Origin of the sequence: uncultured Prevotella sp., from assembly GCF_946407605.1 — a bacterium.
Classification (GTDB): Bacteria; Bacteroidota; Bacteroidia; order Bacteroidales; family Bacteroidaceae; genus Prevotella.
The window spans coordinates 192,277-210,008 of sequence record NZ_CAMJOS010000001.1 but is presented as its reverse complement, the minus strand read 5'-3'; the positions used below and the strand labels follow the sequence as shown (position 1 = coordinate 210,008).

The window sequence follows — 17,732 nt, the reverse complement described above, 5'->3', positions numbered from 1 at the left end:
ATATACTAGAGAAATAAACAGTTAGGACTAAAAAAAGAGGATGTGCTTATTGAAGCTCATCCTCTTTGCTTTATCTATTTTATTCGTTTAGGTTCACTTGCCGTTAGGCTCGATGGCCTTCCAGATGCCAGCGGCGAGGGCGGCACCAACGAAGGGACCCACGATGAAAATCCATAAGTTGCTGAGGGCTGTGCCGCCTTGGAAGATGGCGGGAGCCAGACTGCGGGCAGGATTGACAGAGGTGCCCGTATAACGGATGCATACCAGATGGACGAGAACCAGCGAGAGACCTATCGCGAGACCAGCGAAGTTGTTGGTGGCACCGTTGGTCTTGGAGGTGGCTCCTAAAACGACAAGTACGAAGACGCAGGTAAACACAATCTCGGCGATGAGGCCACCAGCCCATGTGACGCCATTTTGCAGGTCGTTGGCGCCCGTGCCGTCAAGACCAGCCACGTTGCTGGTGAGGGCAAAGAGAATGGCGGAACCAATGAAGGCTCCCACAATCTGTCCACAGATATAACCCACAGCATCCTTGCCGCTGATTCGGCCTGAAAGCAGGCATCCCACTGTGATGGCAGGGTTGATGTGGCAACCAGAGATGCCTCCGATGGTGTAGGCCATAGCGACGACGGCCAGACCAAAGGCGAAGGCGGTTCCAATGACACTAGCAGCATTTGCGACCGTAGAACAGTCGGACGTGCAATTCAAACTTACGGCGACGCCGCATCCCATTAAGACAAGCACCATAGTGCCTACTGCTTCAGCAAAATACTTTTTCATAATCAATTGGATTTAAAATTCTCTGCAAAGATAAAATTTTTTTTGTCTGTATGCAAAAGAACTGGTTTAATCTTTGTTAAGTCACAGAAAATGTGTAACTTTGCACACAGAAACGATAATTATCAAGACAATGGATTTACAGAAAACAATGGATAGCGAGAGCGTGTTACAGGCACTGTTGGCAGCCTATGGCGGCGAAGAACGGCTGATGAACGAATTGTTGCAAAGGGAAAAGGGTTGCAAGAACCATGTTACCGAAGAGCAACTGAGACGCTTGGGTGAACATCTGCGTGAGATTGCTCCTGTGGCTCCGATGACGATAACGCCGCAACTGACGGAGGTCCGTCCTCAGTCGTTGGAATGTGATGTGGTGCGTTTTCAGAACAATAAAGAAAAATGGGTGGCATTGGTAGGTCTGCTCAATGGTTATCCTTATGAGATATTCACAGGTCTGCAAGACGACGATGAAGGTATTGTTTTGCCGAAGTCGGTGACGAAAGGAAAGATTGTGAAGCAGATGAATGCCGACGGCACCAAGCGCTATGATTTCCAGTTTGAGAATACTCGAGGCTATAAGATTACCGTTGAGGGACTGTCTGAGAAGTTCAACCCTGAATACTGGAACTACGCCAAGCTGATTAGTGGCGTGTTGCGTTATGGCATGCCTATAGAGCATGTTATCAAGCTGGTGGCATCGCTGCAGTTGCAGTCGGAGAGTATCAATACCTGGAAGAATGGTGTGGAGCGAGCTTTGAAAAAGTATCTGCCAGGCAATACTGATTACGACGATAATGCCAATGATGAAGTTTGAGAAAAGTGTCATTAGCCTGGACGATGTGAGGCTCTATGCCTATCATGGCGTGCTGGAACAAGAGCGTAGGGTGGGGGCAGAATATTCAGTCACCGTCCGTGTACATTATAATATAAGCAAGGCGATGGAGAGTGATGATGTGGCAGACACGCTGAACTATGCCACCCTGCTTGACATTGTGAAACGTGAGATGGCACAACCCTCGAATCTCCTGGAACATGTGGTAGGACGGATGGGGCACGCTATCATTGACCACTTTCCGCAGACTGAGGCTGTGGAGCTGACTGTTACTAAACTGAATCCTCCTATGGGAGCCCTCTGTGCTGGTGCTGGCGTCACGTTACACTTAATAAATGATAAAACTCAAGCGTGATTGGAGCGTTTCTCGCAGAAAAAGCGTAATTTTGCAGGTGATATAATATGGTATGACAAGGAAAATCATTGTTTTTCTGTTTCTGACAATCATAGGTACGGTCTTTGTGATGGCTGCGCCTAAGAAGTTCACGCTGGTCATCGATGCTGGTCATGGTGGCAAGGATGCTGGTGCCAAGGGAAAATATTCCTATGAGAAGAACATCAACCTGAAGGTGGCGTTGGCCTTTGGACGCTATGTGGAGCAGAACTGTCCTGACGTGAAAGTTATCTACACTCGCAAAACAGATGTCTTCATTCCCCTGCATCAAAGGGCCGATATCGCCAATAAGAACAAAGCCGATGTGTTTATCAGCATACACACCAATGCGGTGGCCAGCAAAAGGCCGATAACGGGTTTGGAGACCTATACGATGGGTATGCGTCGCAGCGACGAGAAGTTGAGTGCCGCTATGCGTGAGAACGAAGTGGTGCTGATTGAGGATAACTACAAACAGCACTATTCTGGTTTCGATCCACGCTCACCTGAAAGTTATATCATCTTTGAGATGATTAACGACAAGAACATGCTTGAGAGTGTGGAACTGGCAAAGGGTATCCAAAAGCATGTGTGTCGCACGGCCAACCGTCCTAACAAGGGTGTGAAGCAGGATGCCTTCCTCGTGTTGCGAGAGACGTCGATGCCTGCCTGCCTTATAGAACTGGGTTATATCACCACGGTATCGGAAGAGAAATACCTGAACGACCAAGCCAATCAGGATGCACTGGGCCGAGGCATCTATCAGGCGTTTGTGGAGTATAAGAACTCGAAGACAGGAAAGTCTGTTTCTGCCCCAACACCTCAGCCTGCCCCTGTGCCTCAGCCAGCTCCGGAGCCCACTACCGCACCTCAGCCAGCTCCAGCTCCTCAACAAGTTTCTCGGCCTGAGATCCCTGTTCAGAAGGAGCAACCTCAGGATACCTCTAAGCAGGAGGCGTCAGCCGTAGAGCGTGAGTCTGTGGCACTAACTCCTACTCAACAACAGGAGGCTTCTGCACAGCCTGTTGCTAAAGACCTGCCTGTGTTCAAGGTGCAGTTCATGGCCAGCGACACCAAGCTGAAGGCAGGTGCCAAACAGTTCAAGGGCTTGAAGAACGTAAGCAGCTACAAGGATGGCAAGATGTGGAAGTACACTGTTGGCGCCACTAGCAACTATAATGAAGTAAAGCAGTTGCGTAAGGAGGTGGCCAAGACCTTCCCCCAGGCTTTCATCGTGGCTTTCAAGAACGGAGTACGTATGGACACGCAAGCTGCCATTCGTGAGATTAACGGAAAGTAATACAATATTAAATAAAGGAAGAAGGAATATGCGGTTTTTTACGAAAGAAGTGAAAATAGCACTGGTAGCTATAGCCGGTATTGTGATTCTGTTTTTCGGTATGCAGTTTCTGAAAGGGCTGACGCTCTTTTCTACAGACGACAGCTACTATGCCCGTTTCAGTGATGTGAGCGGACTGTCGGCATCGAGTCCTGTCTATGCCAATGGCTATCGTGTTGGCGTGGTGGAACAGATTGTTTATGACTATTCACGTCCAGACAACATTGTAGCAGTCATAGGATTGGACAATAAACTCAGTCTGCCCAAGGGTACCAAGGCCGAGATCTCAAGCGACCTGCTGGGCAACGTGAAGTTGGAGCTGAAGTTTGGCCCCAACCCCATAGACTTGATGGCGAAAGGTGATACCATAGAAGGTGGTATGGCTAGCGGACTGATGGGTAAGGCTGCAGATATGATTCCTCAGATTGAGGTGATGCTGCCCAAGCTGGATTCTATTCTGGCGTCACTGAACAGTCTGATGCAGGATCCTGCCATTAAGAACTCTCTGCATAATGTTGACGCTATTACTGCCAATCTGAGTGCCACCACGAATCAGCTAAACCAGTTGTCAGTACAGTTGAATAAGCAAGTGCCGCAGATGGTGACGAAGGTGGACGGAGTGCTAACCAACGTAGAGGGTGTTACACGACAGTTGAACGAGATGGATCTGAACGCCACCATGCAGAAGGTGGATCGTGCAATGGCTAACGTAGAGCAGACCACTGCAAAACTGAACAGCAACGAGGGTACTCTTGGCCTGCTGATGCGTGATGCTGAATTGTACAATAATATGAACGCTACGATGCAAAGTGCCGACTCTTTATTGATAGATTTGAGGCAGCATCCAAAACGCTATGTACACTTCTCGGTTTTTGGCAAAAAAGACCGATAATTTTATTTTGTCTAAATAAAGAACGGGCGATAAGGCCCGTTTCTTAATTATATAACATATTGAAATACAAATGGTTGAAATTTTGCAAGACCTTGACTTGTTGAAAAATCGTGAAACATTATAACCCTCCAAAAGATAGTAAGTTACACGATTTGTAAACACAAACCTCGAAAAAGGAACATTTGCAGGAATCAAAATTTTTTGCGAACTTTGCACTCGCAAACAAAGCAAGACATAATCTTGTAAAATAAACAAGAAATTAATAACCAAAAATATTAACGCCTAAGATGCCAAACAAACATCAGGCGCTTTGGGACAACTGCCTGCATCTTATCAAGCAGAATGTCACGGAGCAGACCTTCAAAACGTGGTTCGAGCCCATTGTCTTCGAGTCGTACGACGAAGCGAAGAAGACAGTGTTGGTGCAGGTTCCAAGTCCGTACATCTACGAGTACTTGGAGCAGAACTTCGTGGCCCTGATGGCTTGGGCGTTGTCAAAGAGCTTTAAAACAAATGTTCGCCTGACCTATCGTTTGATGACTGATCAGGAGAACAAGAAAGAACAGGAGTGGGAGAGTGAAGGCCCCTCAGCTATAGAGGCTCCTGCTGCCACTACCCGTGGCAACCAGTCGCCTACGGTGTTGGATACGGCTATGCCTCAGGACCTGAACCCCCGTCTAGACCCCAAGAAGACTTTCGACAGTTTCATTGAGGGCGACTCTAACAAGCTGCCTCGTACTGTAGGACTGTCTATTGCCGAGCATCCAGGCAAGTCGACCTTCAACCCCTTCTTTGTCTATGGTCCTTCAGGCTGTGGCAAGACACACCTTATTAATGCTATAGGTGTGCAGTGCAAGCGTACCTATCCCCGTAAGCGCGTACTTTATGTATCAGCACGTCTGTTCCAGGTACAGTTCACAGACTCGGTCCGCCAGAACACCACTAACGACTTCATCAATTTCTATCAGACTATTGATGTACTGATTGTTGACGATGTTCAGGAATGGGTTAACTCTCCAAAGACACTCGACACGTTCTTCCATATCTTTGACCATCTGTTCCGTCTGGGAAAACAGATTATTCTGGCCAGCGATCGTCCTCCAGTCGATTTGGCAGGTGTGAAGGACCGTCTGCTCACACGTTTCTCATGTGGTCTGATTGCCGAGTTGGAGAAGCCCAATGTGCAACTGTGTGTTGATATCCTGAACTCGAAGTGCCGTCGTGACGGTCTGAAGATTCCTGCAGAAGTGATTCAGTATATTGCACAGACCGCTAATGGTTCAGTGCGCGACTTGGAGGGAGTGCTCAATTCGCTGATGGCCTATAGTATTGTTTACAACTCTAATGTTGACATGCATCTGGCAGAGCGCGTGATTAAGCGTGCAGTGAAAGTGGACAACCATCCGCTTACCATTGACGATATTCTGGAGCATGTGTGCCGTCATTATGGTGTGACGCAGCAAGAGGTTGTGAGCAAGAGCCGTAAACGCGACTTTGTACAAGTTCGTCAAGTATCGATGTATCTGGCTCAGAAATACACGAAAATGCCTGCATCTAGAATAGGTTTGCTGATAGGTGGTCGTGATCACTCCACCGTGATTCATAGCTGTGCTGCCATAGAGAAACGTCTGAAGGTTGACAAGGCTTTCGTGGAGGAAATGAACAGCATAGAGCAGTCGTTCAAGCTAAAACTGTAGTATTATATAAGGGCTGGTTAAACGAAACCAGCCCTTTTCCGTCTAACAAAGACAGAAACTATCAATGTCATGACAAAATTAAGCAGAATCCTTGCGATGTTTCTGCTTTTGCCCCTTTGGGTCGAGGCCGGAAATATTGAGGACATTCGTCAAGCCCTGTTGCAGTCGTCGCTGTCGCAGGTGCAGGAAAAGGTATATCTCCATACCGATAACCAGTGTTATTTTGTGGGCGACACCCTGTGGTATAAGGCTTATGTTGTTAGGGCCGACAATCTGAAGCCCACAGACCTGAGCCGTATTCTCTATGTTGAGTTGCTGTCGCCTGACGGTCTGCTGGTAGAGCGTCAGCAGATCGTAGTCAATCCCAAGGGCTATACCTGCGGACAATTTGTATTGACAGACTCGCTTTATTCCGGCTATTACGAGATGAGGGCCTACACCCGTTGGATGCTGAACTTTAATGTTCGTCATCATCAGTACAGCACCCAGGATGCTTGGTGGTTCTACAATAAAGATATGGCTGCAGACTATTTCCGTGTGTGGGATGGCCTCTATTCGCGTGTGTTGCCCGTCTATAGCAAGCCAGAGCAGGCTGGCGACTATGATGTGCGTACCATGTACCAGCGTCCCAAGACCCGTCTTCCCAGGAAGAAGAAAGACGACCTTGTGGTGAAGTTCTATCCTGAGGGTGGTCATCTGGTCAGTGGTGTGGAAAACCGTGTGGCATTCGAGGTTTGCGACCAGTTTGGCGAGGCTGTCGATGTGAAAGGTGTGGTGAGCGATGGTCAGCAGAGCATCGATATCCAGACAGAATATATGGGTCGTGGCTCGTTTGTGGTGACTCCTAAGGGTCAGCGTCTGAAGGCCACCTTCCAGTGGCGCGACAAGAAATGGAGTGAGTCGCTGCCCAAGGAAGAAGAGCAAGGTGTCGCTTTGCGTCTTGATAAAAACCGTCTTGTTATTAATACCTCTGGTATTTCCCAAGATCAGGAGTATGCTGTGAGTATCCTCTGTCGCGGTGCGTTGAAGCATTTTGAAAAAGTGGACCTCTCTGGTCAAACTATAATCACTCTTCCTTTGGAAGACCTGCCTAGTGGTGTTGCTGATGTGACGCTCTTCGATAGCGATGGTCATATCCTGGCCGACCGCCTGTTCTTTGTCAATAATCACGAACATGATGATGCGCTGATTACGGCTCCCATCGTGAAGGACAAGACCTATTCGCCCTATGAACTGATTGAGTTGCCTGTGCAGTTGCAAGGCGTTGACGAACCTGTGAATTTCAGTCTTTCCATCTATGATGGCTATTCTGACAATCCCTCTTATGATAATGGTAATATCCTGACAGACCTCCTGCTCTCCAGCGAGTTGAAGGGCTTTATTGCCTATCCTGCCCACTATTTCGAGAGCGACGACGAGCAGCATCAGCGTCATCTCGATTTGCTGATGATGGTTCAGGGCTGGCGTAAGTATAAGTGGGAGGAGCTGGCAGATAACCAGCGTAAGCTGCGCTATAAGCCAGAGACAGGACTCACTGTGGAAGGTGCTGTCTATCAAACACCCTCTTTCAATGAGCTAGAACTGATTGAGGCGAAGCTGTTGCCTTTCAACGTGGCTTTCAAGCGTTACAAGGATACGCTGAACCATGAGACCCTCTATGGGTCGGAGCTGCTGTGCGAGTACCTGGCAGGCAATCCTGAGTTCAACTTCCTGTCGGATGCTGAAGACATCACTGCCACTGAGTTTGTCTTCGACTGGATTGAGAATACTGACGATAATCTGGGTACGAACCATAAGCCAGTGAGTAAAGAGGTGCTGGTAGAGGCCGAGGTGGCAGTAGGTAAGGATTTTGTTGGCTCTACGCAGAAGACTCAGGACGGCCGCTTCCTGTTTGGCGTTCCGCCCTTCTATGGCTATGCCTATCTGAAGATGAAGGCTTACAAGGAAAACGATTCCATCAAGAAGAGTATGTCGTCGCTCAAGGACACCAAGGTGCTCGACGAGACAGCCTACCCCGACTTTTACGTTAAGCGCGACCTGTTCTATCCCATGTACACTAAGGAGTATACCTATTATCAGAAACACCAGCCTGATGTGGCGTTCGAAGAGCTGTTCGACACCCTCTCAGACCTGACGATGGAGAATGATGTTCATCAGCTGAGAAATGTGAATGTGAAAGGTAGCCGTCGCGGACGTCGTGCCGTTGACTGGAGCAAGCCAGCCTTCATGACGGATGCCTATGACCTCTATAACGATATGACAGATTATGGCCTGTCGCATGGTATGCTCAATATGCGTCTGTTCCCCATCCAGGTGAGCCGTTTCCTCTTTGGCAACATGAACCGTAAGGTGTCTTATAATGTAGAAGGACGTCTCAATGGCTCTACCTTCTACAGAAACTTCTGTCCTGTGCCAGAGCCCTATCCCAATATCCCTGCCTACGAGCTCATCATTCTGTATTCCCAGATGCAGCAGTACATCCAGAAGCGTGCACCGCAGGATATCCTTGATGACCTGAAGCTGAAGCGCATGAGTGATATCCGCATCTTTACCGACTATGAGCATCGCTACGAAGACTCCACGATGGTGGCCGAGTCGTATAGCGGTGATGTTATCGTAGAGCTGGTGCCTTTTGCCAACGATGCCATCCAGCCCACCTTCCGCGATCGTCATATCCTGTTCCAGGGCTTCAATATGGCTGAGGACTTCTATTCACCAGACTATAGCCACCGTCGTGCTGATGAGGCGCCAGCCGACTATCGTCGCACGCTCTATTGGAATCCCAATGCCGTCACTGATGATGACGGCAGCTTCACGGCTACCTTCTATAATAATGGTAAGGAGACCCGCATCCGCATGTCGGCAGCAGGCATAGCGCCTGACGGACGACTGTTGCACTCGAAATAGAAAAATATTCGAAATAACTAACTTAAAATCACATGAAGATATGAAGAAACTACTGACACTTGGTCTGGTTCTGATGTCGTTGACTGTTCAGGCCCAGACAGCAAGGAAATTCACCGTAAACATCACCCCTGATGGCAAGGCCAATATGGTGGTCTATCTGCCAGAGAACGCCTCTGGACGCGCCATCGTAGATTGTCCTGGAGGTGGCTACACCCATCTGGCAGTAGACCATGAGGGGCACGACTGGGCCACGTACTTTAACCAGCAGGGCATCGCTTTCTTTGTGCTGACATACAGGATGCCAGCAGGTGACCGCAGCATTCCTATGGGTGATGCACAGAATGCTATTAGGATGGTGCGCGACTCTGCCGCCTTGTGGCATATCAACCCAGAGGATGTGGGTATCATGGGCTTCTCTGCTGGTGGCCATCTGGCCTCTACCGTGTCTACGCATAGCGAGTACGACTGTCGTCCTAACTTCTCAATACTCTTCTATCCCGTCATCTCGATGAATGAGCGCGAGAGCCATAAAGGTTCCTGCCAGAACTTCCTGGGCAAGGAGGGACAGAAGAATGAACAGCTGGTTAGGCAGTTCTCCAATCAGAATGCCGTGATGCGCCACCTCACGCCTCCTGCCATCATCCTCACCGCTAACGACGATGGTGTGGTGCCGCCTGTAACCAATGGCATTGCCTATTATTCAGCTATGCGCCGCCAGGGCAACGACTGTGCGCTGTATGTCTATCCCACTGGTGGTCACGGTTTTGGCTTCCGCAGCACATGGCCTTATCACGACCAGATGCTCAGCGATCTGACGAAATGGCTCGATATGCACAAGGCACCTAAGCGCGATGCCATCCGTGTGGCCTGTGTGGGTAACAGCATCACCGATGGTCATGGCATCGACATGAGCGACGTAAAGGCCTGGCCAGGACAGTTGCAGAAGCTGTTGGGCAGCGACTATGTGGTGAAGAACTATGGCCGCAGCGGAAAAACCCTGCTGAAGAAGGGCGACCAGCCTATCTGGAAGGAGCAGGCCTGGCGTGATGCTTTGGCTTATAAAGCCGATGTGGTTATCATCAAACTGGGCACCAACGACTCTAAGCCCCAGAACTGGCAGTATGGTAACGAGTTCGAGACCGACCTGCGTGATATGATAGACCAGCTCAGCCCCAAGCAGCCTGTTCTCGACAAGAAAGGCAGGCCCACCAAGAAGCTGCAGCGTCCGCAATCTCCCCGTATCATCCTCTGTACGCCTATTCCTGCCTATAAATCCTCATGGGAGATTTGCGACTCAGTCATCGTGAATCATATCATTCCTACTATTAATAAGGTGGCACAGGAAGAGAATATGGAAGTCATCGACCTCCACACGCTTTTCAATAATGCTGATGGCAAGGCCATGCAGTCGGATGGTATCCATCCCACAGAGGCTGGCGATAGTCAGATAGCCCGTGCCGTAGCAGATATTATCAAGAAAAAATAACGCAAGAACCAAATCATGATGAAAAAAACAGTTTTATTCTCTTTTATGCTGGCCCTGTTTATGCCAGTAGAGGCTGGCGCTCGCGAAGTCAGCATCACATCGCCTAATACTAAACTGACGCTGAAGGTTAGTGACGAGGGACCTCAGGCTACCTATACCATCACCCTCGACGGACAGCAGATGCTGCTGCCTTCTGCCTTGGGCTTTAGTGCGGATTTTGGCGACTTTACCCAGAGCTTGAAAATTATTGATACCAAGACGAGTAAGGTGGACCGCAGCTACGAGATGCGTCAGGTGAAGCAGTCGAAGATGCACTATGTGGCTGAGGTGCTCACCGTTGACTTCGAGAATGCCAAGGGTCAGAAGATGTCCGTGGAGTTCTCAGTCAGCAACAACGATGTGGCTTTCCGCTATCATATCCCTCGTCAGAAGAACGACAACCCCAAATGTGCTGTTATCGAGAAAGAGAGCACAGCCTTTGTGCTGCCCAATGGTACCACCACGTTTATCACGCCACAGAGCAGTCCGATGGTAGGGTGGGAGCGCACCAAGCCCAGCTACGAGGAGGGCTACAGCAGCGATGGCGCTATGACGGCCCGCTCTCAGTACCGTCAGGGCTATACCTTCCCTTGCCTGTTCCATGTTCCGTCTACTGCGACTCAGTCGCAGTCTACAGGACAGGAAGGCTGGGTGCTCATCTCTGAGACGGGCGTTGACAGCCACTATTGTGGCTCGCACCTCAGCGACTACCCCTACACCATTGCCTATCCCATGACTGGCGAAAACAACGGCAACGGCACAGCCACAGCTGGCATCGCCCTGCCTGGCAAGACACCTTGGCGCACCATCACCGTGGGTAACAGTTTGAAGCCTATCGTCGAGACCACCATCGCCTATGATGTGGTGGAACCCCTCTACGAGCCCTCGCAGCAGTATGGCGCAGGTAGGTATACTTGGTCGTGGCTTATCTGGCAGGACAACTCCATCAACTACGACGACCAGGTGAAGTTCATCGACTTGGCATCGGCTATGGGTTATGAGTTCTGTTTGGTTGACAACTGGTGGGACCAGAATATAGGTCGCGACCGCATCGTGGAGCTGTCGAAGTACGCCCAGTCAAAGGGTGTCTCCCTGATGCTGTGGTACAACTCCAATGGTCATGAGAACGATGCCCCTCAGACTCCTCGCAACTGCCTGGACAACAGTATCGCACGCGACCGTGAGATGGCTTGGTTAAAGAGCATTGGCGTTAAGGGCATCAAGGTGGATTTCTTCGGTGGCGACAAGCAGGAGACGATGAAGCTTTACGAGGATATCCTCTTCGATGCCAACCGCTACGGCATCCAGTGCATTTTCCACGGCTGCACCCTGCCTCGTGGCTGGGAGCGTATGTATCCCAACTATGTAGCCAGCGAGGCTGTGTTGGCCAGCGAGAATGTCTATTTCAACGAGGGCGCCGCCATCCGTCAGCCCTTCGACCTAACCCTGCATCCCTACTGCCGTAATGCTGTGGGCACCATGGACTGGGGCGGTGTTATCATGAACAAATACCTGTCGAAGGACAATAAGAGCCGCCATACCCGCAAGACCACCGATGCCTTCGAGATAGCTTCGGCCTATATCATGCAGACCGCCATTCAGTGCGTGGCTATGCAGCCCAACAACCTGCAGGAGTTGCCGCAGCATGAGCTCAATCTGCTGAGGGATATCCCCACCACGTGGGACGAGACCCGTTTCATCGACGGCTATCCTGGTCGCTATGTGGTGCTGGCTCGTCGTCACGGTGACAAATGGTATGTTGCTGGTCTGAATGCTCAGAAGGGCACCCTCACCCTGTCACTCGACCTCTCGGCCTATGGTCTCACCAATCAGTTTACTGACCAGGCCGACAAAAAAGGCCGTGTCATCGACACAGCCATTACGCCTTTGAATCTTAAGAAAGGTAAGGTCACCATCACCCTGCAGTCCAACGGCGGCTTCCTGATGTGGTAGCCCTTATCGCTATTTCCTCAATTGAGGCACATATTTCACAGGATCTCCTTCGCCCTTCAGCATATCTGCGAATGTCTGAGGGGCGATTTCTACTGGCCCCTTCATAAACTCTGGAATGTTGAACGAGCGCAGGAACTGACGGTGATATTCGGGGTCAGCCTGTGGCAGCTCGAAGGGCTTTGACCACTTGCCGTCCTTGTCCACATGGGCAAAGAAGGGTCGTGTAAAGGTACCGTCGTCGCGTCTGCTGCTCACCACCAGCCATCGTCCGTTGCTCGACCATGTGTGATAGCTCTCCGTATCCTTACTATTTACTTCATCAAGCGGTCTCGCAACCACGCAGCTATCCTCATTCAACTTTCCATTTTCCACTTTCAACTTCTCAAGATCCATCACCCACAGGTCAGCATCGTGGTGCCAGATGTGGAAGTATCCGAATTTCGACATCGTAAATACCAACCATCGCCCGTCAGGACTGATGCGAGGCAGTACAGCACTCATGTCCAGCGTGTCGGCGGCAAACACCAGCTCGCGTGGTCCGAATTGCATAGTCTCTGGGTCGAAGCTCTTCTTGTAGATGTTGTATTTCAGCTCCTCGCAGCGATTCACCAGCTCAGATGCATTGGCTCCATTAGGACTCTGATACTCGAAATGTGCGCTGCAATAATAGAGCGTCTTACCATCAGGCGCCCAGGCAGGGAACACCTCAAACTCCGTGGTGTCGTTCTCTAGGTTCGTCACCTCGTTGTGGTCTAAGTCGTAGGCAATGATGTCGCTCTCCAGGTCAAACACCTCAATCTTGTTCATGTCGGTGGTGTGGAAGCTCTGGTGGGTCTTGTCAGTAGAATAGACAATGAGCTTGAGCCAGGGGTGCCATGCAGGATAGACGCCTGCCGAGAGTATGGAGTCGTTGCGCATGTTAATCTTCCTGATGTCGCCATCGTAGGCAATGATGGTGCCGCCACAGTGCTGACGTGCGTGAAACTGCATCCTCTCCGGGTTCCACTGCTGGTAGTTATGGCAGTTGATGCACTGTCCTTCTTTCTCGAAGCCGCACAGCATATTGTCGTAGATCACGCTCTCATCGTAGTTCTCCAGGCATCGCTGACTGATGGTGAGGGCCTCGTAGCTGACGAACGACGAGGGTATGAGTCGATAGCTCAGATAGCTGTCGATGCTGTCTGCTGACACGTGAATGGCGAAGGGCTTGTGGTGTGTCCAGCTGTCGCCCTTCTTCACATATACGTCAACATTGATGTCGCCAACTTTTGCCGTCAGTTCGTGCCATTGGCTCATCGATGGCTGCATCTTGTCTTCGCACACCACCTCTACGTCGCCTGCCTGATAGCGTGCAATCATGCCGTCGGCTTCCTCGTCGAGCATGAATGTCAGCGGCGCAATGTTCTGTGGTATGGTCACATCGATGACGTCAGGATAAATCTTCGGCAGCTCCTCACTCTCCGTATATGTCTCCGGCACGCTGGGGCCGCAGGAGCTTAAAAGTAAAATACCAAAAAGGTATATAGGTAAAAAATATCTTCTTTTCATAACTATTCTCTTTCCACTAATATTCCGGCAGATTTCTCATCAGATAATAATCATAGTAATAGGTGTGACTGAATGCCTTGAGTCCCTCGCGGGCATACTCCACATCCATATCGTCATAGCGGCTGGCAGCCTCCATGAAACTGTCGAACGACTGCTTCACACTGTCGTCGAACGGTAGCTGGTTGATGATAGCACGTCCCTCCAACTTGCCATAAAGATAGGCCGCCTCCTGGAAATAGCGAGGCATGTGGCCATCGGGGTGCATGTTGATATAGTCGCCGAAGTGATACCAGAACTGGTTGATGTCCTTCGTCCACAGCGATGCTAACAGGGTCTGCTCCTGGAAGTACGCATCGCCTTTGTAGGTGCACTCTGCCAGACGGTACATGAGGAACCGCTCCACATTACCCTGGTCGCCTGTCAGCTGGTTGGGGTAGTGCATCATGCGTGCTATCGTCTTCAGCTCCTCCAGGTCTCTTGCTTCCTCGGCCCAGTCGTCGTAGAAGGTGGTGTGCTTCAGCAGTCCCAGATATTTGCGTTCCAGCGCCTTCTCCTTATTCAGAATGGCACATTTTGCCAGGTATTTCAGGTTCTCCACGCGCCAGCCAAACTCCACGCCCATCTCTGTGCTGAGTCGTTCGCAGTAGTTGACCATGCCATACTGATAGTAGGAGAGGGGACCAGCACACAGCAGCATACGCATGTCGAAGGGTGCCTCGTAGCGTTTAGAGCCGTTCTTGTAGAGGTACATCTCGTCAGCCTGACGTCCCAGACGGCTCAGCGCCAGGTTCCTCATCACCACGATGGCTCGTGTGGGCTCGTCCTGCTGCGTGGCAGCCTCGTCTATCACTCCCTTCCAGTCATTCTGGTCTATGCAGCGCTGCATGGTCACCTCGTGGTGGAAGTTCTCGTCCTTAAACCAGTAGGTGGCCACGCACCATACCGTTGCCCCCACCAGCAGCACCTGAGGCACAATACCCTTCCATGCTTTCAGGTTGTTGACTCTCAGCAGGGCCATCAGCACGAAGAAGAGTGCCAGTCCGTAGTAGGGCAGGTAGTAGTTGTCGTAGCTCTCAGTGACGAAGTACAGCGGCAACTCGGCAAAGTAGATGTTGGCGATGTTGGTCTGGTAGAATATCTGTCTGTAGCATATCAGCGGCACGATGTATGCGCCGCCCAGAGCCATCACGCTGCCCGCAATTTTCTGCCAGAGAGTCTGCTCCATTCGCCAGATGTAGATGCCCATCAGCAGGGTGGCGCCCAGTCCGTAGATACCCAACAGCGGGAAGCCTAATAGGGCGGTGACGGCGATCATCACCAGTCGCAGACCGTAGCGCTGGGGTAGGGCGCGGAAGGCCCACAGCAGTGCTGCCACCGCCGTTGTTCCCAGTGTGCCTACAAACACATGTCCTGGCAGTTTCAGGAAGTACACCCAGTAGCCCATGTCGACGATGGTGAGCAGCAGCAGTCCTACTGGCACCAGTGCTATAGGCGCCCAGAGGTCCGTCAGGCTGAAGGCCCGTTTGATGATCCACATCATCAGCAGCCAACAGGCGCAGAGCAGCATCGTGCCCAGCCAGGGGTGGTAGAAGAACTGAGTAAGATAGGTGCCCGCCCACGATAGCAGTCCGCCAGGCACCAGCATCTGTTCCTTGAAGAACATCGATGTGTTGAGAAATAGGTTCTGTTCCTGCAGTTTCCACAGGAAGTCATTCTCATAGAACAGCAGTGCGCCTGCCACCACGAGCAGTCCCACCAGCCATGTTGATATAGGTATAAATCGTTTCACCTTTAATATTCTAATGTTTAATCTTTTCTGAAATTTAATGTTTAATATTTAATCTATTCTCTTTCCTCTTTCCACTTTCCTCTTTCCCCTAAATAAAAACCCGTTTCCGGCGGTTGGTTATACCCCACGTTCTCTGTGGCCACGCTGAGGCGGTAGGCATTGTCCTGCATCAGACAGGCGATGCGATGTTCGGTGGGGATGGTAGATACGTAGAGCCTGAGTTCCGTGCTCTCACGATTGCGGATGAGCACCTCCTCGCGCCAGTCGCCTAAGATGTCGGCGCTGAGGCAGGGGTTCTGCTTGGTGCCGTTGTTAAACTGTCCATCCAACTGCTGTATGATTGTTGTCTGGTTGTTCTCCCAGTCGTATTTCGACACGGCACTGCGGTCTAGCAGTTCGCGCAGCAGGTCGCCGTCCCACCATATGCCGAAGTTCGTGCTCATGCCCCGTCGACTGATGTTCTCCAGCACCTCGCCCTTCATGTTTCTTACGCCTCGGCTGTCGCTGCTCCACATCTCTACGCCCGGGTTCCTCGGGTCAATGTCGGCAGCCATCGCACGACCTACGTCCGTGTCGCTCTTTATCTGAAACACTACCTCGCCCGTATCGGCATGACGCAGATCCGAGCCGTCGCGTTTGTTCTCATGACAGTCCCATATATAGAGCTGTCCGTCGTCAGGGTCAACAATCAGGTGGATGGCGTCGCCGTGACCCATGCCCGTGTTATAGAGCCCTCGTCCGTCGTGGTCCACCGCCATTGAGCCGTATGTTATCTCGTCCATGCCGTCGCCATCCACGTCGCATACCCTCAGGTTGTGGTTGCCCTGTCCGGCATAGCTGGCCCATTCGGGGTTGTTGGTGTCAAAGGTCCAGCGGTTCTTCAGCTCCTTGCCGTCCCAGTCCCATGCTGCCAGCACGCTGCGTGTGTAGTATCCGCGACAGAACACGGCCGAGACCGTCCCCTGCTTTCCTCCAAAGTACCCTACGGCAGCCAGGTAGCGCTCCGAGCGGTTGCCGCGGTTGTCGCCCCAGTCTTTCACATCGCCGCGTTCAGGTATGTAAGGCTTGGTGTCCATCACTTTGCCTGTCAGTCCGTTGAACACGCTAATATATTCCGGCCCTTCCAGTATGCGACCTGCCTCGTTGCGATAATCGGCGACAGAATCGCCGATCACAGTACCTGCGGCGTCGCGAATGCCGTCAGCCGTCTTCACCATCAGCTCTGCCCGTCCGTCGCCGTCCAGGTCATAGACAATGAATGGTGTGTAGTGTGCCCCGCTGCGTATGTTTCGTCCTAAGTCTATGCGCCACAGCAGGTCGCCATTCAGTCTGTAGCAGTCCAGCAGTGTGGGGTCAGTCATGCCATCGTGACTGTTGTCGTGTGAGTTAATGGGGTCCCATTTCAGTATGATTTCGTACTGTCCGTCGCCGTCCACATCGCCCACGCTTGCGTCATTGGCTGTATGCATCTCGTCTGGCTTCTGCACTCGTATCGGCAAATACCCCACAGGTGCATCCCCCTTCAGCGTAAAAGTGTCTATCCTCTTTCCACTTTCTTGCGTCCCTACGGTAGCAAGCGTCCTTCGGCCGAGCGCCTCTTTCCTCTTTCCTCTAGAGATAACCTGATACACCGCCTCACCCATCGGCTCTTCGTCCACAAACCACGTGCCCCCTTCTGTCAGCGGCTTTTTGTTCAGCTTGGTGCCGTTACGATACACGTCGAAGGCCATATCCTTGGTGTCGCTTTTCAGCATGCGCCACGATACAAACACCTTGCCGTCAGCCTGCCTCACGGCCACCACGCCCCTGTCCAGCCGTTCCTCGGCCAGCATGGTCCCTGTGGTCATCATCATCACCAGTGTCAGTATGGGTAGTAATCTCTTCATGTTTGGTTTTAATTATGGTGCAAAGGTAGTGCAAACCGAGCGAAAAACCAAATATATTTGAGTTTTTCTGAGGTGTAGCCTACCTTCGACCGAAGGTCAGAGGTAGATTCTTATCGAAACGAACAAATCTTTGGGCTAAAACTGTGTGACAATATAATAAAGGTAAAAAGACAGTAATTTAATAGTGGATTAAGCAGTGTATGCTCATAGG

At 51.0% G+C, this 17,732-nt stretch carries 11 protein-coding genes and 1 pseudogene; 8 read left to right on the top strand and 4 right to left on the bottom strand.

The genetic code is table 11. The annotated features are described in order from the left end of the window. Positions 1-93: 93 nt before the first annotated feature. Positions 94-783, bottom strand: coding sequence for an MIP family channel protein (locus Q0R57_RS00840; RefSeq protein ID WP_294742925.1), 690 nt, complete (start codon positions 781-783; stop codon positions 94-96). Positions 784-1,126: 343 nt separating this feature from the next. Here Q0R57_RS00840 and Q0R57_RS00835 point away from each other — a divergent pair. The 8 genes and pseudogenes from Q0R57_RS00835 to Q0R57_RS00800 all read left to right on the top strand — a co-directional run. After that, positions 1,127-1,549: pseudogene (locus tag Q0R57_RS00835) on the top strand (ribonucleoside-diphosphate reductase, adenosylcobalamin-dependent); the annotation flags it as partial. A 31-nt stretch (positions 1,550-1,580) separates the two neighbouring features. Further along, positions 1,581-1,967, top strand: a complete 387-nt coding sequence (gene folB, locus Q0R57_RS00830) for a dihydroneopterin aldolase (protein ID WP_366516816.1) — start codon at positions 1,581-1,583, stop codon at positions 1,965-1,967. Between the two features lie 52 nt (positions 1,968-2,019). After that, positions 2,020-3,285 carry an N-acetylmuramoyl-L-alanine amidase gene (locus Q0R57_RS00825; protein WP_294742923.1) on the top strand — a complete coding sequence of 422 codons (1,266 nt, stop codon included), beginning with the start codon at positions 2,020-2,022 and terminating at the stop codon, positions 3,283-3,285. A 28-nt stretch (positions 3,286-3,313) separates the two neighbouring features. Continuing rightward, entirely contained in the window at positions 3,314-4,216 is a 903-nt protein-coding gene (locus tag Q0R57_RS00820; protein ID WP_294742921.1) for an MlaD family protein, read from the top strand. A gap of 287 nt (positions 4,217-4,503) precedes the next feature. After that, positions 4,504-5,913, top strand: a complete 1,410-nt coding sequence (gene dnaA, locus Q0R57_RS00815) for a chromosomal replication initiator protein DnaA (protein WP_294742919.1) — start codon at positions 4,504-4,506, stop codon at positions 5,911-5,913. 69 nt (positions 5,914-5,982) lie between these two features. Beyond that, positions 5,983-8,820, top strand: a complete 2,838-nt coding sequence (locus Q0R57_RS00810) for a hypothetical protein (protein WP_294742917.1) — start codon at positions 5,983-5,985, stop codon at positions 8,818-8,820. 40 nt (positions 8,821-8,860) lie between these two features. After that, positions 8,861-10,306, top strand: a complete 1,446-nt coding sequence (gene axeA1 / locus Q0R57_RS00805) for an acetylxylan esterase AxeA1 (protein WP_294742915.1) — start codon at positions 8,861-8,863, stop codon at positions 10,304-10,306. 18 nt (positions 10,307-10,324) lie between these two features. Beyond that, positions 10,325-12,298: a glycoside hydrolase family 97 protein gene (locus Q0R57_RS00800; protein WP_294743011.1), complete on the top strand. Its 1,974-nt coding sequence runs from the start codon at positions 10,325-10,327 to the stop codon at positions 12,296-12,298. 9 nt (positions 12,299-12,307) lie between these two features. Here Q0R57_RS00800 and Q0R57_RS00795 read toward each other — a convergent pair whose 3' ends face one another. From Q0R57_RS00795 to Q0R57_RS00785, 3 genes are all read right to left on the bottom strand, one after another. Beyond that, positions 12,308-13,777, bottom strand: coding sequence for a hypothetical protein (locus Q0R57_RS00795; RefSeq protein WP_294742913.1), 1,470 nt, complete (start codon positions 13,775-13,777; stop codon positions 12,308-12,310). 85 nt (positions 13,778-13,862) lie between these two features. Then, positions 13,863-15,635, bottom strand: coding sequence for a DUF6057 family protein (locus tag Q0R57_RS00790; RefSeq protein WP_294742910.1), 1,773 nt, complete (start codon positions 15,633-15,635; stop codon positions 13,863-13,865). A 53-nt stretch (positions 15,636-15,688) separates the two neighbouring features. After that, positions 15,689-17,521 (bottom strand): rhamnogalacturonan lyase, encoded by a 1,833-nt coding sequence (locus tag Q0R57_RS00785; protein ID WP_294742906.1) that lies wholly within the window; start codon positions 17,519-17,521, stop codon positions 15,689-15,691. Between the last annotated feature and the right edge of the window lie 211 nt (positions 17,522-17,732).

Bases quoted from the DNA above. Each gene is read 5' to 3' on its own strand.
- Q0R57_RS00800 (WP_294743011.1), top strand. From the start codon at position 10,325: ATGAAAAAAACAGTTTTATTCTCTTTTATGCTGGCCCTGTTTATGCCA.
- axeA1 (WP_294742915.1), top strand. From the start codon at position 8,861: ATGAAGAAACTACTGACACTTGGTCTGGTTCTGATGTCGTTGACTGTT.
- dnaA (WP_294742919.1), top strand. From the start codon at position 4,504: ATGCCAAACAAACATCAGGCGCTTTGGGACAACTGCCTGCATCTTATC.
- folB (WP_366516816.1), top strand. From the start codon at position 1,581: ATGATGAAGTTTGAGAAAAGTGTCATTAGCCTGGACGATGTGAGGCTC.
- Q0R57_RS00810 (WP_294742917.1), top strand. From the start codon at position 5,983: ATGACAAAATTAAGCAGAATCCTTGCGATGTTTCTGCTTTTGCCCCTT.
- Q0R57_RS00785 (WP_294742906.1), bottom strand. From the start codon at position 17,521: ATGAAGAGATTACTACCCATACTGACACTGGTGATGATGATGACCACA.
- Q0R57_RS00825 (WP_294742923.1), top strand. From the start codon at position 2,020: ATGACAAGGAAAATCATTGTTTTTCTGTTTCTGACAATCATAGGTACG.
- Q0R57_RS00820 (WP_294742921.1), top strand. From the start codon at position 3,314: ATGCGGTTTTTTACGAAAGAAGTGAAAATAGCACTGGTAGCTATAGCC.
- Q0R57_RS00840 (WP_294742925.1), bottom strand. From the start codon at position 783: ATGAAAAAGTATTTTGCTGAAGCAGTAGGCACTATGGTGCTTGTCTTA.